Below are 20,628 nucleotides of genomic sequence, written 5' to 3' on the forward strand. Positions count from 1 at the left end.
AGGCCATTACCCCACCAACTATCTAATCAGACGCGGGCCGATCCTTCTCCGATAAATCTTTCCCCCGAAGGGCGTATACGGTATTACTCTCAGTTTCCCGAGGCTATTCCGTAGAGAAGGGCACGTTCCCACGCGTTACTAACCCGTCCGCCGCTACACCCGAAGGTGCCGCTCGACTTGCATGTGTTAGGCCTGCCGCCAGCGTTCGTTCTGAGCCAGGATCAAACTCTCAAGTTGAAAAGCGTTTCCGCTTATCCTTGACGTTCGAACCTCTGCACATCGTTCCACAATGTTCCGGCTAGGAAACATTGCAAAACAGTCTCTGTTTGATGTGCTCCAGGTTTCATCAGAAACCAGAAGCCGCCAAACAGTGAAGCTGACACTAGATCATCGGGTTGCCCCTACTAGCGCGATATACAGACGTTGATCCATCGAATGAACCAAACCGCCCACATATCTCTTCAGATATCATCAATGTCAAAGAGCGTCGGAGCCGTAACCCCAAGAGACAAAATCAAACCGGCGCGCTCAAACTATAAGCGCAACCCGCCCAACTTATCCCCAAATTCCTTCCCGGATCTCCCTCCGAAGCACCGCTCCGTCGTTCCGTCCGGTCCCCAGCGCCGCGTCTCTGCGTCGCCGTGAGGGGGGTTCTACGGTTTGCCGCAGGAACCCGCAAGGGCTTTTTTCACAAACGTCACATTTTTTTTGGAAATCCGATTTTTCATTGGAATTTAATGGGTTAGGGCAATCTAGTTTCATTTGAGCCGCGTTCTGCGCAAGAAAATGACCGCAGCCAGGATGGTGTGAGAACTACATCTAGCGTTACCCACAGACCTATCCCCAAGAAGAGCCGAAAGCGCCCGCGAGTCGACCGGCCGAGCCTTCAGAAGATGACGGTGACCCTGGCCCATATCCGCGTTGATGAGGGGGGAATTGGCGGTCGTGAGGGCGAAAATCGGTGCCGGCTCACCCTGACACAGGAAAACAATTCCATTTGCGCATGTAAATCAGGCCGTTTCCAAGGGTCATTGCCCGGATCATGGGCACAATGGAATCGCTCCTCAGGCCCTGCTTGTCCGGCGCGGTCGGGCCAGCACGGGCAGGCGAAGGGCCAGAAGGGCCGCAATCGCCAGAAGATAGACCAAGGGTTCAAGCTGGAATCCCTTGCGCAGCATCACGAAATGAATCGCCCCCAAGGGAACAGCGACATAGGTCAGCTTGTGCAGGCGACGCCACAACGGCCCCAGCCTGCGCACTGACAGATCGTTGGATGTCAGGGCCAGCGGGATGAGCAGCACGAAGGCCGTCATGCCGATGGTTATATAAGGACGTTTCACGATATCGGCCCAGACCCGTTCAAGTGTCTGCACATCCAGTACAAGCCAGACCAGAAGATGAAGGGCGACATAGGTAAAGCACAGGATGCCAAGGGCACGCCGGAATCGCAGCAGGTTCAGCCCGGCGTAGCGGCGCAGCGGCGTGATGCACAATCCCGCCACCATGATCTGCAAGGCCAGAAGTCCAAGCTCATGCTCAAGCGCCTTGATCGGCTCGACCCCAAGCCCGCCGGTCAGGCCCAGATACAGAAACCACGGCGCCGGCAGCAGTCCAAGCGTATAGACCAGCCAGACGGGGATGCGGCGGACCGCGGTATTCACCTGATCCGCCAGCATCGGTCAGTAGAACTTTGCCAGGTCCATGCCGGCATAGAGGCTGGCCACCTCCTCGGCATAACCGTTCATCATCAGGGTCGGCTCGTTACGGGCAAACAGGCCCGCGCCGATGCGGCGCTCGCTGGCCTGGCTCCAGCGCGGGTGATCCACCTCGGGGTTCACGTTGCTGTAGAAGCCGTACTCGCGCGGGGCCGCCTTGTTCCAGCTGGTCGGCGGCTGCGTATCGGTCAGGGTGATCCGCACGATCGATTTGATCGACTTGAACCCGTATTTCCATGGCACCACCAGCCGCAGGGGCGCACCGTTCTGATTGGGGATGTCGCGGCCATAGATGCCGGTCGCCATGATGGTCAACGGATGCATCGCCTCGTCCAGGCGCAGACCTTCGACATAGGGCCAGTCCAGCACCGGAAAGCGCAGGCCGGGCATTTCTTCGGGACGCATCAGGGTCTCGAAGGCCACGTATTTCGCACCCGACTGCACGCCTGCCATGTTCAGAAGGTCGGCCAGTTCGAAACCGTTCCACGGGATCACCATCGACCAGGCCTCGACGCAGCGGAACCGGTAGATCCGCTCTTCAACCGTCATGCGGGCCATGATGTCTTCGAATGTGTAATCGGCAGGGCGGTCGACCATGCCGTCGATCTTTACGGTCCAGGGCGAGGTGGTCATCTGCCCTGCATATTTTGCCGGATCGCCCTTGTCGGTGCCGAATTCATAGAAGTTGTTGTAGCTGGTGATCTCTTCCCAGGTGTTCGGCTTGAGGCCGTCCGCCTGTGCGTGACCCTGCCCTGCCAGCCCGACCAGCCCAAGACCTGCCACGCCGGACAACAAGGCACGGCGATTCAGATAGACGCTTTCGGGCGTCACATCCCCTTCGGTCAGGTCGGGTTTCCAACGGTTCGCCATGCGCCTCTCCTTTATGATGGTCGTTACGGACTTATCTCGAAGCTGCGACTTTTCAAAAGCAAGTCTTCTCACATTGACGTGGTCGGATTGTAACTTGGGCAAATCTTGTTGAGCGGGATCAACTCGCCATTGGCCTGCACCAGCCTGACATGGCGGCGTCGCATCAGGCGCGGTTCGGCAACGCCGACGGAATGGGCGATGGTCTCGACCTCCTTGATGATGGACTTGGCGTAGTTCGCCACCTTTTCATACTTGTCCTCGACCACCAGGCCGCGTTGCAGCTTTGGATCATGTGTCGTGATCCCTGTGGGACAGGTGTTGCGGTTGCATTTCAGCGCCTGGATACAGCCCAGGCTGAACATGAAACCGCGCGCCGAGGTCACGAAATCCGCTCCCGCGCAGATCGCCCAGGCGACATCGCCGGGATTGACCAGCTTGCCGCTGGCGATGATGCGGATCCGATCCTTGAGGCCGTGACGATCCCGCAGGTCGACCATCCTGACCAGCGCCTCGCGCAGGGGCATGCCGACAAGATCGATCAGGGGCATGGGGGCGGCCCCGGTTCCCCCTTCGCCCCCATCGACTGTGATGAAATCCGGCGCGCTGTCGGGACCGCGCGCGTTGATCAGGGTGAACAGATCCTCCCAAGCATCCGAGGATCCGATGACTGTCTTGAAGCCGACCGGCTTGCCCGTCACCCGGCGGATATGTCCGATCACGTCCAGCAGGTCTTCAAAGCTGTCGATCTCGAGGTGACGATTGGGCGAGACACTGTCGCGCCCCACCGGAATGCCGCGGATCTCGGCAATCTCGGCATTGACCTTTTCGCCAGGCAGGATGCCGCCCTTGCCGGGTTTCGCGCCCTGCGCCAGCTTCAGCTCGAACATCTTGACCTGCGGATGGTCCGACACCGCGCGCAGCTTGTCGTCGCTCAGGTTGCCATGCTCATCGCGCACACCGTATTTCGCCGTGCCGATCTGATAGACGATGTCGCAGGCCCCCGTCAGGTGGAAGGGCGACAGCCCGCCTTCCCCGGTGTTCAGCCAGATGCCCGCCTTGGCGGCACCACGGCTCAGCGCCTCGACCGCCGGGCGGGAAATCGCACCATAGCTCATGCCGGAGATGTTGAAGATCGACTTCGCCCGATAGGGAATGGCCGCCGTCGGCCCGATGATCATCGGCTGCGTGACGGAAAACTGATCATCCAGCGGCGGAAAGACCGCGTTCACGAAAATCGGCGTGCCGGGGATCGACAGGTTGCGTGTCGATCCGAAGGCGACCGTGTTTCCCTGCCCCTTGGTGGAATGATAGACCCAGTCCCGCTGCGCCCGGTTGAATGGCATCTCCTCGCGGTCCATGGCAAAGAAATACTGCCGGAAAAACTCGCCCAGCGCCGTGAACAGATGCCGGAACCGCCCGATCACCGGATAGTTGCGCCGCACCGCATCGCCGGTCTGCGTCTTGTCCACGATAAAGAAGAGAAGTGCAGCAAGGACACCAACCCCAAGCACCAAGACAAAGAGAAGCGCCAGAAACAAAAGCGCGTTCATCGCAAAATCCATACATTCAATCCTTTTGATTTGTATCAATGCAACGCTTGACCACGGCTCTACAGTGCGAAATTCAAGACGTTGCGACAAGGCGTGTTCGGGCATCGGAAAGACGGGATCGGAACGCGATCCCGTGATCGGATGGCCCGGCTGCCAATGCACTCCAAGGAGGAACCACGCATGAGAACTCTGTTGATGACAACAGGCCTCGCCGCCTGCATCGCGACTGCGGCGTCGGCGCAGGACATGATCACATATACAACCGACCAGCCCTTCGAGGATGTGATCTTCGGGCTGGAGAACGCCATCATCGACCAGGGCCTCGTGATCGACGGCACCTCGCATGTGGGCGACATGCTGGAACGTACGAAGGCCGATGTCGGATCGGATGTGACGATCTTCCTCAAGGCCGATGTCTACAGCTTCTGTTCGGCCGCCGTTTCGCGCAAGGTGATGGAGGCCGACCCGATGAACATTGTCTTCTGCCCCTATGACATCTTTGTTGCCGTGTCGCCCGAGACGCCGGACCAGACGATGATCGGCTTTCGCAGCTATCCCGAAGGCGCGATGAAAGAGGTCGAGGCGCTTCTCGACACGATCGCGCGCGCGGCGATCGGGCAGTAGGCAACCGCAACCACGGGCAGATCAGATCACGACGCACTCGCGCCGGATCACATGAATATCATTGGAAACCGGAAAAGGGCGCGGCTTAGGTCGGCGCCCTTTTTCGTCAAGCCGCGCAGGCGGAAATCCCCGGTGAACCAGCGACAGGGACGATGCGTAACCGTCGTGATGCCACTGACGGCGTCCTGATTCAAACCTGGGAGAAAAAGATGTTCCGCAGAACCTACCTCGCCATGACCGCAGCCGCCCTGATGGCTGGTCCCGCATTCGCCGGCAGCATGTCCAAGGACATCGTCGACACCGCCGTCGGCGCCGGAAGCTTCAACACGCTGGTCGCCGCCGTGCAGGCCGCGGGCCTGGTCGACACCCTGAAAGGCGAAGGTCCCTTCACCGTCTTCGCCCCCACGGATGAAGCATTCGCAGCCCTGCCCGCAGGCACGGTCGAGGACCTGCTGAAGCCGGAAAACAAGGACACGCTGGTTGCGATCCTGACCTATCACGTCGTGGCCGGCAAAGTCATGTCGGGCGACCTGTCCAACGACATGTCCGCCACCACCGTGCAGGGTGGCGATGTGAAGATCATGACCGAAGGTGGCGTGACGGTGAACGGCGCGAATGTCGTGACCGCCGATATCGAAGCCTCGAACGGCGTGATCCACGTCATCGACGCGGTGATCCTGCCCGAGTGACCGGAGGCCGGACACCTGTCTACGGAAAAGGCGGGCACTTGGCCCGCCTTTTTTGTTCAGATCAGGGGTCTGCCGACCCGTTCTCCTGTCAATGCACCACGGCGCCATCCGGCTTGGGCCGGTTGGACGCGGCGATGCGGTCGCCGATGATCAGGCCATCCGCCCCCGCCGACACCGGAACGATGGTGCCGTCCTTGATGTCACCGGCCAGCAGCATCTCGGCCAGCGGATCCTGCAGCGCGCGCTGGATCACCCGCTTCAAGGGCCGCGCCCCGAACACCGGGTCATAGCCTTCATCGGCCAGCCAGGTCTTGGCGCTGCCGTCCAGCTCCAGCACGATCTTGCGCCCGGCCAGCCGCTTGAGCAGGCGGCGCAGCTGGATTTCCACGATGCCATCCATGTCCTTGCGCGACAGCCGGTCGAAGATGATCGTCTCGTCCAGACGGTTCAGGAACTCGGGCCGGAAATGCGCCCGCACCGCATCCATCACGTCGCGCTTGGCGTCCGACGCGTCCGAACCTTCGGGCAGTTGGCTCAGCGCCTGCGCACCCAGGTTCGAGGTCAGCACGATCAGCGTCTGCTTGAAATCGACGCGGTGGCCCTGACCATCGGTCAGCACACCATCATCCAGCACCTGCAGCAGCACGTTGAAGACATCGGGATGGGCCTTTTCCACCTCGTCGAACAGCACCACCTGGTAGGGCCTGCGCCGCACCGCCTCGGTCAGGACGCCACCCTCGTCATAGCCGACATACCCCGGAGGCGCGCCGATCAGGCGGCTGACCGAATGCTTTTCCATGAATTCCGACATGTCGATCCGCACCATCGCGTTCTCGTCGTCGAACAGGTATTCGGCCACCGCCTTGGTCAGTTCTGTCTTGCCCACGCCGGTCGGCCCCAGGAACAGGAAGGATCCCAGCGGGCGGTTCTCGTCGTTCAGGCCCGCACGCGCGCGGCGCACCGCATTGGCCACGGCCTTGACGGCGGTGTTCTGTCCGATCACGCGGCGACCCAGTTCATCCTCCATGCGCAAGAGCTTTTCACGCTCGCCTTCCAGCATCTTGGTAGTGGGAATGCCTGTCCACCGCTCGACGACCTGCGCGATCTGTTCGGGGCGCACGGCCTCTTCGACCATCACACCATCGGCGCCAGTTTCCTCGGCCGCGGACAGCTTCTTCTCAAGCTGGGGGATCACGCCATAGGACAGCTCTCCGGCCTTGGCCAGGTTGCCCTCGCGCTTGGCGATGTCCAGTTCGGCACGGGCGCGGTCGAGCTGCTCTTTCAGATCGCGGGCACCGGCCAGCTTGTCACGCTCGGCCTGCCATTTCGCGGTCATCTCGGCAGAGCGTTCCATCAACTCGGCCAGATCCTTTTCCAGCGTGCCCAGACGATCCTTGGAGGCAGCGTCATCCTCAAGGCGCAGCGCCTCGGCCTCGATCTGCTTTTGCAGGATCTCGCGGTCCAGCGCGTCCAGTTCCTCGGGCTTGCTGTCCACTTCCATGCGCAGCCGACTTGCCGCCTCGTCCATCAGGTCGATCGCCTTGTCGGGCAGGAAACGGTCGGTGATATAGCGGTGCGACAGGGTCGCCGCAGCCACCAGAGCCGAGTCGCTGATCCGTACACCGTGGTGCAGTTCGTATTTTTCCTTGATGCCCCGCAGGATCGAGATCGTATCCTCGACCGTGGGCTCGGACACCATCACCGGCTGGAACCGCCGGGCAAGAGCCGCATCCTTTTCCACGTATTTGCGGTATTCATCCAGCGTGGTCGCACCGACGCAATGCAATTCGCCCCGCGCCAGCGCGGGCTTGATCAGGTTGGCCGCGTCCATGGCGCCATCCGACTTGCCGGCACCGACCAGCGTGTGCATCTCGTCGATGAACAGGATGATCTCGCCTGCCGCTGCGGTCACTTCGTTCAGGACAGCTTTCAGCCGCTCTTCGAATTCACCGCGATATTTCGCGCCAGCAATCAGCGCACCCATATCCAGCGCCATCAGACGCTTGTTGCGCAGGGATTCCGGCACATCGCCATTGACGATACGCAGCGCCAGACCTTCGGCGATGGCGGTTTTACCGACACCGGGTTCACCGATCAGGACCGGGTTGTTCTTGGTGCGGCGGCTGAGAACCTGCATCGCACGACGAATTTCCTCGTCCCGGCCGATGATCGGGTCGATCTTGCCAGCTTCGGCGGCTTCGGTCAGATCGCGCGCGTATTTCTTCAGCGCGTCGTAACCTTCCTCGGCACTGGCCGTGTCCGCCGTGCGCCCCTTGCGGATATCGTTGATCGCCTCGTTCAGCTTCTGCGCGGTGACGGCACCCGCGTCCAGTGCATCCTTGGCGGGCGACTTGACCATGCAGAGCGCCATCAGCAGGCGTTCGACCGGCACAAAGCTGTCACCGGCCTTGGTGGCAAGCTTGCCCGCCTCGTCCAGAACCTTGACGGTGACATTGTCCAGATAGACCTGCCCGGCATCGCCCGACACTTTCGGGATCTTGCCCATCGCCAGCGCGGTTGCCTCGGCCACGCGGACAGGATCGCCACCGGCGCGCTTGATCAGGTTGCCGGCAAGCCCCTGATCGTCGTCCATCAATGCTTTCAGAATGTGTTCAGGTGCCAGTCGCTGATGATTGTCGCGCATGGCGATGGTCTGGGCGGCCTGAATGAAACCGCGCGACCGCTCCGTGAACTTGCTCAAGTCCATGGTCTTTCTCCTTTGTCCAAGCGCCCGCGTATCGTGGTGCCCGCTTTGCGGCACACCCTTTTCCGGGCCTCACATCCAAGATGGTTGCAGATCGCAACCTGTTCAAGACCCTCCCGCCCCATATGGCCAGAGTTGACTAGAATTTGCCGAAAATAGCCAAAGGCCGAACATACTTTAGCCGCCTCTTTCGTTTATCCATGCGAACAGGAGCAGTGAGGTAATCATTGATGTATATCACGCAAATCGACATCGCGGGCCTGCATATCGAACACCATGACAGCGACATGCGTGCGCATGTGGCCGTCTTGTCCGACATGGGCCGCATTCTTGTGGACTGCCGGGTTCCCCTGGACGACATGGCGCCCGAAAACCGCAGATCGGCCGTTCTGCACGAAGCCATCCGGCAGCTTCGACGCATGCCGGAGTTTCGCAGCGGCAAGCGCGAAATCCGTGTGGCGGAAGGGCTGCTTGCCTGATCCCTGCCCCTGGGCCTAGCGTTTTTTTGGCGTCAGCAGTGACGCCGGGCGCATGGATTGTGCGGCCTGGAACAGGCTGAACGTCTGGTTGACGTAATTCACCACGCCCGACAGCTTTTCCAGATAGGAATCAAGTTCCGGCGTACGCTCTGCCTCGACCAGTTGTATCGCGCGGTCCGGTGCGCTGCCCTCGAACTGGCAATAGAACAAGGGCTCGCCCCGCCGCAGAACAAGCGGCTTTTCAGTGTCGTGCCATTCGAAGGCCCACATCAGGGGACGCGGCCAGATATTGACGGGAAAGCGCCCGCCGAAAATCGTGCCCGGCAGCGGATCTGCGCGGTAATGGGCGAAAGTGCCCAACTGCGTCAGATAGAGAACTTCGTCGGCAATGAAGCAATACGGCAGCGCCATCTGCACCGTGGGACGATCCGGGTAGCGCCACTCGCCCTCATTCACGAGGGTCAGGATCTGACCCAGCTTGCTGCCCCTGACCGGCGACGCGCCACCCGCCAGATTAACAAGCATTGCCTTGCCCTGATCATCCCGCTTGAATCCGATATGCATATCAAAGGGGCATTTCACCACGAAATACCGGCTTTCCATCTGCACCACGGCGGGACAGCGCGCGGCAGACTTGGCATGCCCCTTGTGCGTCTGTCGCGATGTCAGCCTTTCAGGGGGATCATAAAGGACCGCGCCCTTGTCGCTGGTCAGAAACCAGCCCACCATGATCGGGCCTGATCCTGGCCTGTCGTCGTCCCGGTCGTATGTCACTGAAAAACGCATGATACCTCTTACCGCTGTCATGCAATGATGATGCGGCGCGGGGGCACGGTCAATCTGGAGTCTTGCCCGCAGGCAGGCATGCCGCTAACACCGCCCGAACCCTGACACGCCCCAGCCCGAAGGATACTGCCATGACAGCCGCCGATGACCGCCTGATCCTTGCCCTTGATGTGCCCAACGCACTGGAAGGGCTGGCGCTGGCCGAAAAGCTGGGCGATGCGGTCAGTTTCTACAAGATCGGCCTTGGGATGCTGACGGGCGGCGGGCTGGCGCTGGCCAATGAGCTGAAACAGGAACACGGCAAGCGCATCTTCCTGGACATGAAACTGTTCGATATCGGCGCCACGGTCGAGGCGGCAGTCCGAGGACTGGCGCAATACGATCTGGATTTCCTGACCGTACATGGCGATCCGCATGTGGTGCGTGCGGCGCGCAACGGGGTCGGCGGCAAGGACATGAAGATCCTGGCGGTGACGATCCTGACCTCGCTGGACCGTGGCGATCTTGATGCGGCGCTGATCAAGGCCGGCAATGTCACCGACCTGGTGCTGGAACGCGCCGCGCTGGCGTTCGAGGCGGGGGCCGATGGTGTCATCGCCTCACCGCAGGAGGCGGCGCTGATCCGGGCGCTTCCGCAGGCAAAGGGCCGTCTGATCGTGACGCCAGGGGTCAGGCCCGCAGGCGCCGACAAGGGTGATCAGAAGCGCATTGCCACACCCGCGCTGGCGGTCAGGGACGGGGCCGATCACATCGTGGTGGGTCGCCCGATCTGGCAGGCGACCGATCCGCGTCTGGCTGCGCTGGCCATTCTGGACGAATTGCGCGGGGCGTGATCACGCCCCGCGGGGCAATCAGTTCTCGTTGATGTCGCGATCCCAGATCTTGACCTGACCCTTGCGGATGCCGACCAGTCGGCGCAGCGCGATCCAGGCCACCAGCGAGGCAATGGCAAAGACAAGGATCAGCACGAACAGGTTGCCGCCCAGCAGGCCGATCAGCAACAAAAGACCGACCAGCGCCGCGCCGATTGCAAAGCCCAGAAGGATGAAGCCGGGCAACATCACCTCGGCCACGGCCAGCGTCACGCCGACAACGACCCAGACCCACCATTCCTGCCAGAGCACCATCAGCCTTTCCCCTTCAGCAATCCGAAGGCATTGCCGAATGCCTCGAGCGCGGCAGCCGGCAGCAGGATCGTCTGCTTGCCATCACCGGTCGCAACCGCTTGCAATGCCTCGACCTGTTTCAAGGCAACCTGGTATTGTGCGGCTTCCAGGCCGTTTTCCTTGATCGCCGCGGCAACGACACCGGTTGCATAGGCTTCTGCATCCGCTTCGACCCGGCGCGCCTTGGCCATCTGCTCGGCCGCATAGAGATCGGCATCGGCTGCCAGTTCCACGGCACGCTTGCGGCCCTCGGCCTCGGTCACCTGGGCGCGGCGGGCGCGCTCGGCGTTGAGCTGCTGCAACATGGCGGATCGCGTGGCCGCATCAAGGTTCACGTCCAGGATCTCGGCCCGCGTAACCTCGATCCCCCAGTCGTCCACCATGGCGACAACCTGCTCGCGGATCTTGGTGATCAGATCTGCGCGGTTCGACTGCACCTGGTCCAGTTCGATCTTGCCGATCTCGGAGCGCACGATCCCTGCGACGGTCGTTGCAATCGCGCCATCCACATCACGGATGCGGTACACTGTCTTTTCAGGTTCGGTGATGCGGTAGAAGACCGATGTTTCGACCTTCAACAACACGTTGTCCGAAGTGATCGCGTCTTGTTCGGCATTCGGCAACTGCCGCTCCAGCACCGAAATGCGGTGCGCCACGATATCGAGGAAGGGGATGATGAAATTGATCCCCGGCCCCAGCACGACGCGCAGACGACCAAAGCGTTCGACCACATGCTTTTCAGACTGTGGAACGATCTTGACGGCCTTGTAGAGCGCCACGACCACCAGCAGGGCAATCGCCAGTGAAACGGCGTTTCCTCCTAAAATATCCGTAAGATTATCGTTCATTCAAATTCACTCCCTTATGCACGCCTGAAGATAACCTGATGTCTGGTCCAAGGGAATCGGCGAATTGCTTGCCTTGGCAGTAGATCACATCGACCGAAGATAAAGGCGCAGCCTGTCCTGAAAATGCGGGATCGCCAGTGGATCGGAAAGGTATGCCGCGGGTGTCATCAGGTGCCAGCCTTGCCCCTCGTTTCCGAAAACAACGTCATTCACCCGCGTCTCGTGCAGGTGGGCGGCAAAGAACCAGACCGGCCCCGCGCTGCCGATGAACCTTTGCCCCCAGCGCAGATCGCGCAGGCCGACCGCCAAGCCCAGTTCCTCGCGGGTTTCGCGCATCACGCAGTCTTGCGGGGATTCCTGCCCCTCGCGCCCGCCCCCCGGCAGGTCCAGACGGCCGGGCCAGGGAATTTCGGGGGTATCGTCGCGCAGGATCGTGATCAGGCTGTCGCCCAGGAACAGGGCCAGCTTGGCCCCGATGAAATTCTGCCCGGTGATATCGGTTTCCTGTGTCATCCCCCTCATATATGCTGAAACTCAGCCATACCGATACCATGTGCCCGGATTTCCCCCGATGCCCAGCCTGTGCCGCGACTGCCTGACCCGCTTCGACGCAGCCGCCCGCTGTCCGTCCTGCGGACGACCGCGCATTGTCAGCCATCCTGAGCTGGACAGCCTGACCATCGCGCATATGGATTGCGACGCCTTCTATGCCTCGGTCGAGAAGCGGGACAACCCGGCTTTGGTGGACAAACCGGTGATCATCGGCGGGGGACGGCGCGGCGTGGTGTCCACGGCCTGCTACATCGCCCGGATCAAGGGCGTCCGATCCGCCATGCCGATGTTCCAGGCGCTGAAACTGTGCCCCGAAGCGGTGGTGATCAAACCGCGCATGCAGGCCTATGTCGACGCCTCGCGCGCAATCCGCGCCATGATGGAAGAATTGACGCCGGCAATCGAGCCGCTGTCGCTGGACGAGGCGTTTCTGGACCTGACAGGCACGGAACGCCTGCATGGTGCGCCGCCAGCCGTCATGCTGGCGCGGCTGGTGCGCCGAATGAAGACGGAACTGGGCCTGACGGGATCCATCGGCCTGAGCCACAACAAGTTCCTGGCCAAGGTCGCATCGGACATGAACAAACCGCACGGGTTTTCGGTGATCGGACGCAGCGACACGGCCGCGTTCCTGCGCGGCAAGCCGGTACGGATGATCTGGGGCGTCGGACAGGCGACACAGGCGGCACTTGAGGCCGCGGGCATCCGCAGCTTTGACGACCTGCTGCGTTGGGAGGCGCGCGACCTGACCGCGCGTTTCGGCAGCATGGGGGACCGTCTGTGGCACCTGGCGCGCGGACAGGATACCCGGCGCGTGTCGCGCGACACTCCGATGAAATCCATCTCGAACGAGACGACTTTTTCCGAAGACACGTCAGACCCGGACATCCTTGACGGCCATATCTGGCGGCTGGCCGAGAAGGTGGCCGACCGCGCCAAGGCCAAGGCGCTGGCAGGCCGGGTGGTGACACTGAAACTCAAGCGGGCGGATCACCGGATCCTGACCCGGCGCCACGCCATGCGCGATGCCACGCAACTGGCGGACAGGCTTTACCGCGAGGCGCGCGCCCTGTTCGACCAGGGGCCGAACGCCGGCCCCTATCGCCTGATCGGGGTAGGGCTGTCCGATCTGGTGCCTGAAAATGCCGCGGATCTGTCGCATGATCTGCTGGACCCGCAAGCCGCAGCGCGTCACCGGGCTGAACGCGCGACCGATTCGATCCGGGCGCGGTTCGGCGAGGATGCCATTCTCAAGGGACGCGCCCTCAGATAGGCGCAATCATTCCGCCGCCAGCCTTTGTTTGCGCTGTCCGATGTCGATGATGCGGCCGATCACACCGGTCATGGCCTTCTGGAAATTGACGAAATTGCCATTGGGGCGGATCAGCTGCTCGTTCATGTAAAGCGCGCGATCGACTTCGATCTGCACGACATGCTGGCTGCGGGCCGGTCGGCCGTAATGCTGGGTCGTGTAGGCCCCCGCAAATGGCGCATTGCGCGCCACGACAAGTCCGGTTCCTTCAAACGCGGCCTCGACCTGATCCACAACCCATGGCGCCGCGGATGCGCCGAACCTGTCCCCCAGCACGATATCGGGCCGCCGCGCACCGGACCTTGCAATACCGTCCATGGCCTCGTGCGGCATGGAATGGCAGTCGATCAGGATTGCCTCACCGAATTGCCCATGCGCCTCGTCCAGCAGACGTTGAAGCATGGCATGATAGGGACGCCAAAAGCCGGTGATCCGGCCTTGCACCTCGTCCAGTTGCAACTTGCCACGATAGATCGCCCTGCCTCCGGCCACCACGCGGGGGACCACCCCCAGCCCTGATGCGATGCGCGGATTATGCGTCAGCCCGCGCACCCCGTCGATGAGGGCGGGGTCCAATTCATCCGCGCTGCGGTTCAGGTCGATATAGGCGCGCGGTGCGCCCGCCAGAAGAAGGGGCGCGCCAAGATCGGGCGCCGCCTGGTAAAGCCTGTCCACAAAGGCGTCCTCGGAAGTCCGGATCGAATGCTCGTCCAGTACCGTGCGGCGCAGAAAGCTCCAGGGGTAGTCGCGTCCGCTGTGGGGCGACGCGAATATCACGCTGGTGCGTGTTTCTTCCGGCCGGATCAAGTGGTAGGCTACCGATGGCATGTGTCGTCCTCGCTATAAACCTATCATAGCGCGATAAATCGCTTTGCCAAAAGCCCTTGATCCTGCTTCCGACTCCTTTTATAGACCACGAACCGGCGCGGAATCCCGCGCCCCTCTTCGTTTAAGAGGGCGCAGTTCCGACCGGTATCATGGGTGATTAGCTCAGTGGTAGAGCACTTCGTTGACATCGAAGGGGTCACAAGTTCGAACCTTGTATCGCCCACCATGATTTCTCCATTCCGGTAACGGGATGTATCTCTGGCCCCCTCGGGGGCCATTTCACCGTCCCGGGCAATCGGGACAAGGCAACCACAAGGCGCAAGGCCCGCGCCGCGACTGATAGGAGAGGACCATGAAGGTCAAGAACTCGCTCCGCTCGCTCAAGAACCGGCATCGCGACTGCCGTGTCGTGCGCCGCAAAGGCCGCGTCTACGTGATCAACAAGACGCAGCGTCGGTTCAAAGCCCGCCAGGGCTGATCGACACGCGATCGCTGAACGAAAAGACCGCCCCTCGGGGCGGTCTTTTTGTTTTGGCCGATGTGGGTCGCGTGAGGATCAGTCGTAGACGCGCTGATCCTCGATGACCTTGCCGTCATTGGGCAGGCTGCCGGGGCTGAGCAGCTCGATCTTGCCTTTCAGCTTCAGCACCTCGGCCACTGTGCTGGCATAGGCATCGGCATTGCCACCCGCAGATTCGATCTGCACGGTCATCACATCCATCTCGCCTTCCCGGCTGGCGATGACCCGCGCGCGGCTGATCTCGGCATGTTTGGCGACAAGCTGCGCCACCTGCTCTGGGCGCACGAACATGCCCTTGATCTTGGTGGTCTGATCGGCCCGACCCATCCAGCCCTTGATGCGCATGTTGGTGCGGCCACAGGGGCTGACCCCCTCCATCACCGCGCTCAGATCGCCCGTGGCAAAGCGGATCAGCGGATAATCGGGGTTGAGCGTGGTCACGACCACTTCGCCGACCTGACCGGGCGCCACCGGATCGCCAGTGCCGGGGGTCACGATCTCGACGATCACACCCTCATCCACGATCATGCCTTCCTGCGCTTCGCTTTCATAAGCGATGTTGCCAAGATCAGCCGTGGCATAGCATTGCAGGCACAGGATCCCGCGATCGGCATATTCCTTGCGTAGCGAGGGGAACAGCGCCCCGCCGCCCACGGCGGCGCGGGTGATGCCAAGCTGCACGCCCATCTCGTCGGCCTTGTCCAGAATCACCTTCAGGTAATCCGGTGTGCCCGCATAAGCGGTAACGCCGACATCACGGCTGGCGGTGACCTGCAGTTCCGTCTGGCCGGTGCCCGCAGGCAGAACGGCCGCGCCGACGGCGCGCGCCCCGGATTCAAAGATCATGCCGGCCGGAGTCAGATGATAGCCAAAGCAGTTCTGCACGATATCGCCGCGCCCGATGCCGCAGGCGTTCAGGAAACGCCCCATGCGCCACCAGTCATGTTCCGTTCCGCCCGGTTCATAGATCGGACCCGGGGACTGGAAGATATGCGCAAAGCCATGCGCAGGGCGGGTCGTCAGCCCGCCGAATGGTCCGCTGGCCGCTTGCGCGCGCCCCAGATCTGACTTGCGCAGAACCGGCAGCATGGCCAGCGCGTCAAGCGTGGTGATGCCGGCAGGGTTCACCCCGTCCAGGGCTCCGGCATATCCCGGCAGCGCCTTGGCGCGTGTGATCTGATCCGGCAGAGCCTTGGCCAGATGGGCTGCACGCTGTGCCGCGCTGCGTGTTTCGAGTTCATCAAAAAAGCGGGTCATGGGAGACCTTTCGCATAACCTGACTGGAAAAATGAAATGGGTCGGATCAGCTGAGCCAGCGCTTGCGCCGACGATAGGACCGCACATCACGGAATGACTTTCGCCCTTCTTCCGAAACCCCGAGGTAGAATTCCTTGACGTCGGGGTTTTCGCGCAGATCGGCGGCCGGGCCATCCATCACGACGCGGCCCGATTCCAGGATATAGCCATAATGCGCGAAACGCAGGGCGACGTTCGTATTCTGCTCGGCCAGAAGGAAGGTGTTGCCCTCTTTCTCGTTGAGGTTCTTCACGATGGTGAAGATCTCTTCCACAAGCTGCGGTGCCAGACCCATGCTGGGCTCGTCCAGCAGGATCGTCTCGGGCCGGCTCATCAGAGCGCGACCGATCGCGACCATCTGCTGCTCACCGCCCGAGGTATAGCCCGCCTGGCTTTTGCGGCGCTCTTTCAACCGCGGAAAATAGTCGTAGACCATCTGCAGGTCGGCCTCGATGGCGCCCTTGCCGTCCTTGCGCGTATAGGCGCCGGTCAGCAGGTTTTCCTCGACGGTCAGGTGTTCGAAACAGTGGCGGCCTTCCATCACCTGGATGACGCCCTTCTGCACCAGGTCGTTCGGGCTCAGGTCCTGGACCCGCTCGCCACGATACAGGATGTTGCCCTTCGTGACCTCGCCGCGTTCTGAATGCAGCAGGTTGGAAATAGCCTTGAGCGTGGTGGTCTTGCCCGCGCCATTGCCGCCCAGAAGCGCGGTGATCCCGCCCTTGGGCACCTTGAGCGACACGCCCTTGAGCACGAGGATCACGTGATTGTAGATCACCTCGATGTTGTTGACCTCAAGAAGGTTTTCTTCGGTCCGGCCTGCGTCCAGCATGTCTCACGCTCCGTTAAGGTTAACGCGCCCTTCTGCGGGGAGGGGCAGCGTCCAGTCTTCTTCTTGCTTCAAATATCCAAAATGCGCGGGCAGCCACATGGACTGCCCGCAGCGGGTCTGGATCAGTTACAACCCGGTGTGATGTTGGCCTCGGCCGCATAGGCTGACGAATCTTCCGCGATCAGCGGGTTCAGGACGTCCTGATCCGACTGCTGGAAGTCAGAGATCATGTTCCAGGACTTGGATGCATAATCCCACTGCACAACCGCCACCAGGCCGTCACCGCCGTGGTTCTGGCAGCTGACCTTGAACGAGGGACCAAAGCCCGGCAGACCCAGTTCGGTCATCTTGGCTTCGGTGATTTCCAGGTTCTCCATCCCGTCGCGCATCTGCGCGGGGGTCAGGGCCGTGGTGTTGTGGATCCCCTGTGCGGTTTTCGCCGCTTCGGCTGCCAGCATGGCCGCATAGAGACCGCGGTTATAAAGCGCGGTACCGATCTGGTCGCCTGCACCGGCCGCTTTGCCCTTGTCCACGACATGCGTCTTGATGTCGTCGAACAGCGGATAGTTCGCGCCCGTGGCGTGGAAGGTCAGTGCCTTGTAGCCGTTGGCGCCATCGCCTGCGGGCAGCACGTCGTTTTCCGAACCCGACCACCAGATGCCGATGAAGTTTTCCATCGGATAACGGATGTTCACGGCTTCCTGGATGGCGACCTGGTTCATCACGCCCCAGCCCCACATCAGGACATAGTCAGGCTTGTCGCGGCGGATCTGCAGCCACTGGGACTTCTGCTCCTGACCGGGGTGATCGACCGGCAGCAGGGTCAGCTCGTAACCGTGCTTCTTGGCCAGCTCTTCCAGGGTGCGGATCGGTTCCTTGCCATAGGCGGAGTTGTGATAGACCAGCGCGACCTTCTTGCCGCTGATGTCGCCGCCGTTGATGTCCAGCAGGTGCTTGATGCCGACGGATGCGCCATCCCAGTAGTTGGCAGGATAGTTGAAGATGTTGCGGAACACTTCACCGTTCTTGGCCGAGGTCCGGCCATAGCCCATCGAGTGGACCGGGATGCCGTCTGCCGTTGCCTTGGGAATCAGCTGATAGGTGATGCCGGTCGACAGCGGCTGATAGACCAGCGCACCCGAACCTTTGGTGGATTCGTAGCATTCCACACCTTTTTCGGTGTTGTAGCCGGTTTCGCACTCGATCAGGTTGACCGGCTCCCCACCGATGCCGCCGTCACGCTCGTTGAGCAGGGTAAAGTAATCCTGATACCCGTCCGCGAAGGGGATCCCGTTCGCCGCATAGGGTCCGGTCCGATAGCTGAGCGCCGTAAAGGTCAGCTCGGCCATCGCAGGTGCTGCCGCCACGATGGCTGCGGTCACCGCTGTAATCAGTTTCAGTTTCATCGGGTTATCCTCCCTTGGTTTTTCCGATGGTGATGTCCGGAAGCAAGCCTCCGAAAAAGTTGCCTTGCCCCCGCCCTAGTGCGGGAAGGGCCAAAGCCGCAATTTTTCCTTGGTCACGCGCCATAGCTGCGCAAGACCATGCGGTTCGGCGATCAGAAATATGATGATCAGTGCGCCGACGATCATGAATTCCAGATGCGCGGCAAGGTCCGTGGGCCAGCCCAGCGCGCCCACAAGCGTGTTCTTCAGGAACACGGGCAGCAGCACCAGGAAGGCCGCGCCGGCGAAGGAGCCAAAGATTGACCCCAGGCCACCGATGATGACCATGAACAGCACGAGGAACGATTTCTGGATGCCGAAGGCCTCGCCAACTTCGACAGCGCCAAGGTAGACCGCGAAGAACAGCGCGCCCGAGATGCCGACAAAGAAGGACGACACGGCAAAGGCGCTGAGCTTGGCGCGCAACGGGTCGACGCCGATGATCTCGGCCGCGATGTCCATGTCGCGGATCGCCATCCATTTGCGCCCGAACGACCCGCGGGTCAGGTTGCGCGCGATGATCGCGCTGAATGCCACGAACACCAGGCAGAAGAGGTACATCGCCCAGGCGTCCGCGTTCGGTCCGGTGATCGCAACCCCGGCGATGTGATGCTCGGGCGCCGAGATCTGCCCCGAAGCCGAGTAGTTGTAGAACCATGACACGCGGTTGAACACCCAGACCAGGAAGAACTGCGCGGCCAGTGTCGCGACCGCAAGGTAGAAACCCTTGATCCGCAGGCTGGGCAGGCCGAACAGCACGCCCACAAGCGCCGTGGTCAGGCCACCCATCAACACGCTGAAGAAGATGTTGAACTCGGGCAGGCGGAACAGCAGCTCGCCACCCCACCAGATGTCGATGCCGGTCATGAACTTGTAGCAGGCATAGGCGCCCACCGCCATGAAACCACCCGTACCCAGCGAAACCTGGCCGCAATACCCGATCAGGATGTTCAGGCCGATGGCTGCAATCGAATAGATCAGGAACGGCATGAAGACCGCGTTGACCCAGTAGTCGTTGATCACGAAGGGAATGATCGCGAAAGCCACGAACAGCACCGCATAGTAACGGTAACGGTCGAACTTGATCGGGAAGGTCTGGTTGTCATCCACGTAGGATGTCTTGAAATCGCCTGCCTCACGGTAGAACATCAGCCCTTACCCCTCTTCGCGGATTTTCGACATGTGGCGCACTCCGGGCGTTCCATGCGAGAGTTTCAGATAGGCGACCACGCCGGTGACGAAGCCCAGACCGGCCAGAAGGCTGGCAATCGTGATCTGGTGCTGCGACAAGTCTCCGGCGGTCAGCGCCAGGTAGCCAAAAGCCCAGAAGCCGGACCAGGCGACAACATTGATGATGGCGATCAGTTTTTTCATGATCACACCCTCTCGATGATCTTCTCGCCGAACAGGCCCTGCGGCCGGAACACAAGGAAGACCAGTGCCAGCACATAGGCGAACCAGTTTTCGGTAGCACCCCCCATCATGCCGCCCAGGGTGAATTCGAACAGCTTTTCACCCACGCCGATGATCAACCCGCCCACGATGGCACCAGGGATCGAGGTGAAGCCACCCAGCATCAGAACCGGCAGCGCCTTGAGCGCGATCAGCGACAGCGAGAACTGCACGCCCGATTTCGCACCCCACATGATGCCGGCGACCAGCGCCACGAAGCCCGCGATCGACCAGACGAGGATCCAGATGTAGTTCAGCGAGATGCCCACAGACAGCGCCGCCTGGTGGTCATCGGCCACGGCACGCAGCGCGCGGCCCTGCTTGGAATACTGGCTGTAGAGCGTCAGCGCGATCACGAGGATCACGGCAACCACGGCGGCAACGATATCCAGATTGTCGATGAAGAAGCCGTAACCGAACAGGTTGAAGGTCACCTCGTCGATGGTTTCGTTGATGCCCTGCGGCAGGCCGACATCCAGTTTCTTGATGTCACCGCCCCACATCATGTCGCTGAGACCTTCGAGGAAATAGGCAAGCCCGATGGTCGCCATGAACAGGATGATCGGTTCCTGGTTCACCAGATGCTTGAAGACAAAGCGGTTCACGGCCCAGGCCAGGAAGATCATCACGCCCATCGTCAGCAGGATCGCGAGGATCGCGGGCACGTGCCAGCCGAAATGATGGATATCGGTGCCAAGGATGGCGTTGATCAGGTGGCTGAAGGGCACATCGCCATTCATGATGCCCACAAGCGTCGCCGCCGAGAACAGCGCCATGACGCCTTGCGCATAGTTGAAGATGCCGCTGGCCTTGTAGATCAGCACGAAGCCAAGGGCGACCAGCGCATAAAGGACGCCTGCCATCAGCCCGTTCAGCGTCACCTCGATGGCAAAGAGAAGTTGGTCAGGCATGCGAAGCACTCCCTGCGAAACTGTTGAAAGGACGGCGTGCGTGCAGCGG

The 20,628-nt window shown here is 61.3% G+C and carries 21 protein-coding genes, 1 tRNA gene and 1 rRNA gene (1 of these 23 running past the window's edge); 7 read left to right on the forward strand and 16 right to left on the reverse strand.

The features are described from left to right. The 4 genes from ACMUJL_RS10820 to ACMUJL_RS10835 all read right to left on the reverse strand — a co-directional run. Positions 1-237, reverse strand: a 16S ribosomal RNA gene (locus tag ACMUJL_RS10820) (it extends 1,230 nt beyond the left edge of the window). Positions 238-1,064: 827 nt separating this feature from the next. After that, complete coding sequence (gene msrQ, locus ACMUJL_RS10825; RefSeq protein ID WP_375568320.1) at positions 1,065-1,676, reverse strand: protein-methionine-sulfoxide reductase heme-binding subunit MsrQ; 612 nt, start codon at positions 1,674-1,676, stop codon at positions 1,065-1,067. A 3-nt stretch (positions 1,677-1,679) separates the two neighbouring features. Further along, positions 1,680-2,585 carry a protein-methionine-sulfoxide reductase catalytic subunit MsrP gene (gene msrP / locus ACMUJL_RS10830; RefSeq protein ID WP_375568318.1) on the reverse strand — a complete coding sequence of 302 codons (906 nt, stop codon included), beginning with the start codon at positions 2,583-2,585 and terminating at the stop codon, positions 1,680-1,682. A 68-nt stretch (positions 2,586-2,653) separates the two neighbouring features. Further along, complete coding sequence (locus ACMUJL_RS10835; protein WP_416914256.1) at positions 2,654-4,135, reverse strand: FMN-binding glutamate synthase family protein; 1,482 nt, start codon at positions 4,133-4,135, stop codon at positions 2,654-2,656. A gap of 195 nt (positions 4,136-4,330) precedes the next feature. Between ACMUJL_RS10835 and ACMUJL_RS10840 the strand changes: the two genes are divergently transcribed. Beyond that, complete coding sequence (locus ACMUJL_RS10840; protein ID WP_416914257.1) at positions 4,331-4,759, forward strand: DUF302 domain-containing protein; 429 nt, start codon at positions 4,331-4,333, stop codon at positions 4,757-4,759. A 209-nt stretch (positions 4,760-4,968) separates the two neighbouring features. Next, a complete protein-coding gene (locus ACMUJL_RS10845) occupies positions 4,969-5,448 on the forward strand; it encodes a fasciclin domain-containing protein (protein WP_068288607.1) in 480 nt (159 codons plus the stop codon). A gap of 88 nt (positions 5,449-5,536) precedes the next feature. On the opposite strand, the gene clpB is transcribed toward ACMUJL_RS10845, so the two are convergent. Beyond that, positions 5,537-8,155: an ATP-dependent chaperone ClpB gene (gene clpB, locus ACMUJL_RS10850; protein ID WP_375568312.1), complete on the reverse strand. Its 2,619-nt coding sequence runs from the start codon at positions 8,153-8,155 to the stop codon at positions 5,537-5,539. Positions 8,156-8,382: 227 nt separating this feature from the next. Between clpB and ACMUJL_RS10855 the strand changes: the two genes are divergently transcribed. Beyond that, positions 8,383-8,631, forward strand: coding sequence for a hypothetical protein (locus ACMUJL_RS10855; RefSeq protein ID WP_068287902.1), 249 nt, complete (start codon positions 8,383-8,385; stop codon positions 8,629-8,631). Positions 8,632-8,646: 15 nt separating this feature from the next. On the opposite strand, the gene ACMUJL_RS10860 is transcribed toward ACMUJL_RS10855, so the two are convergent. After that, positions 8,647-9,417: a hypothetical protein gene (locus tag ACMUJL_RS10860; protein ID WP_068287904.1), complete on the reverse strand. Its 771-nt coding sequence runs from the start codon at positions 9,415-9,417 to the stop codon at positions 8,647-8,649. A gap of 131 nt (positions 9,418-9,548) precedes the next feature. On the opposite strand from ACMUJL_RS10860, the gene pyrF reads away from it, so the two are divergent. Next, positions 9,549-10,250, forward strand: a complete 702-nt coding sequence (gene pyrF / locus ACMUJL_RS10865) for an orotidine-5'-phosphate decarboxylase (RefSeq protein ID WP_375568310.1) — start codon at positions 9,549-9,551, stop codon at positions 10,248-10,250. Positions 10,251-10,268: 18 nt separating this feature from the next. Here pyrF and ACMUJL_RS10870 read toward each other — a convergent pair whose 3' ends face one another. The 3 genes from ACMUJL_RS10870 to ACMUJL_RS10880 form a co-directional block, all read right to left on the reverse strand. Continuing rightward, positions 10,269-10,541, reverse strand: a complete 273-nt coding sequence (locus ACMUJL_RS10870) for a hypothetical protein (protein ID WP_068288608.1) — start codon at positions 10,539-10,541, stop codon at positions 10,269-10,271. Positions 10,542-10,543: 2 nt separating this feature from the next. Continuing rightward, positions 10,544-11,431 (reverse strand): SPFH domain-containing protein, encoded by an 888-nt coding sequence (locus ACMUJL_RS10875; RefSeq protein WP_375568308.1) that lies wholly within the window; start codon positions 11,429-11,431, stop codon positions 10,544-10,546. A gap of 84 nt (positions 11,432-11,515) precedes the next feature. Beyond that, positions 11,516-11,944 (reverse strand): NUDIX hydrolase, encoded by a 429-nt coding sequence (locus ACMUJL_RS10880; protein ID WP_068287909.1) that lies wholly within the window; start codon positions 11,942-11,944, stop codon positions 11,516-11,518. A gap of 58 nt (positions 11,945-12,002) precedes the next feature. Here ACMUJL_RS10880 and ACMUJL_RS10885 point away from each other — a divergent pair, with 58 nt between their 5' ends. Beyond that, positions 12,003-13,256 carry a DNA polymerase IV gene (locus ACMUJL_RS10885; RefSeq protein WP_375568305.1) on the forward strand — a complete coding sequence of 418 codons (1,254 nt, stop codon included), beginning with the start codon at positions 12,003-12,005 and terminating at the stop codon, positions 13,254-13,256. 6 nt (positions 13,257-13,262) lie between these two features. Here ACMUJL_RS10885 and ACMUJL_RS10890 read toward each other — a convergent pair whose 3' ends face one another. After that, a complete protein-coding gene (locus ACMUJL_RS10890) occupies positions 13,263-14,123 on the reverse strand; it encodes an N-formylglutamate amidohydrolase (protein WP_068287912.1) in 861 nt (286 codons plus the stop codon). A gap of 151 nt (positions 14,124-14,274) precedes the next feature. Here ACMUJL_RS10890 and ACMUJL_RS10895 point away from each other — a divergent pair. Together ACMUJL_RS10895 and ykgO are read left to right on the forward strand one after the other, a co-directional pair. Then, positions 14,275-14,349, forward strand: a tRNA-Val gene (locus ACMUJL_RS10895). A 126-nt stretch (positions 14,350-14,475) separates the two neighbouring features. Then, a complete protein-coding gene (gene ykgO / locus ACMUJL_RS10900; RefSeq protein WP_008562923.1) occupies positions 14,476-14,601 on the forward strand; it encodes a type B 50S ribosomal protein L36 in 126 nt (41 codons plus the stop codon). 78 nt (positions 14,602-14,679) lie between these two features. Here ykgO and ACMUJL_RS10905 read toward each other — a convergent pair whose 3' ends face one another. From ACMUJL_RS10905 to ACMUJL_RS10930, 6 genes are all read right to left on the reverse strand, one after another. Continuing rightward, positions 14,680-15,900 carry a phenylacetate--CoA ligase family protein gene (locus tag ACMUJL_RS10905; protein ID WP_375568303.1) on the reverse strand — a complete coding sequence of 407 codons (1,221 nt, stop codon included), beginning with the start codon at positions 15,898-15,900 and terminating at the stop codon, positions 14,680-14,682. Positions 15,901-15,946: 46 nt separating this feature from the next. Beyond that, complete coding sequence (locus tag ACMUJL_RS10910) at positions 15,947-16,771, reverse strand: ABC transporter ATP-binding protein (protein WP_068287919.1); 825 nt, start codon at positions 16,769-16,771, stop codon at positions 15,947-15,949. A 122-nt stretch (positions 16,772-16,893) separates the two neighbouring features. Next, positions 16,894-18,177 carry an ABC transporter substrate-binding protein gene (locus ACMUJL_RS10915; protein WP_375568300.1) on the reverse strand — a complete coding sequence of 428 codons (1,284 nt, stop codon included), beginning with the start codon at positions 18,175-18,177 and terminating at the stop codon, positions 16,894-16,896. A 75-nt stretch (positions 18,178-18,252) separates the two neighbouring features. Continuing rightward, positions 18,253-19,365, reverse strand: a complete 1,113-nt coding sequence (locus ACMUJL_RS10920) for a branched-chain amino acid ABC transporter permease (RefSeq protein WP_068287929.1) — start codon at positions 19,363-19,365, stop codon at positions 18,253-18,255. 6 nt (positions 19,366-19,371) lie between these two features. Beyond that, positions 19,372-19,590, reverse strand: a complete 219-nt coding sequence (locus ACMUJL_RS10925) for a hypothetical protein (protein WP_068287931.1) — start codon at positions 19,588-19,590, stop codon at positions 19,372-19,374. 2 nt (positions 19,591-19,592) lie between these two features. After that, positions 19,593-20,579, reverse strand: a complete 987-nt coding sequence (locus ACMUJL_RS10930) for a branched-chain amino acid ABC transporter permease (RefSeq protein ID WP_068287934.1) — start codon at positions 20,577-20,579, stop codon at positions 19,593-19,595. Between the last annotated feature and the right edge of the window lie 49 nt (positions 20,580-20,628).

It is taken from the genome of Seohaeicola sp., assembly GCF_048006315.1.
Classification (GTDB): domain Bacteria; phylum Pseudomonadota; class Alphaproteobacteria; order Rhodobacterales; family Rhodobacteraceae; genus Seohaeicola.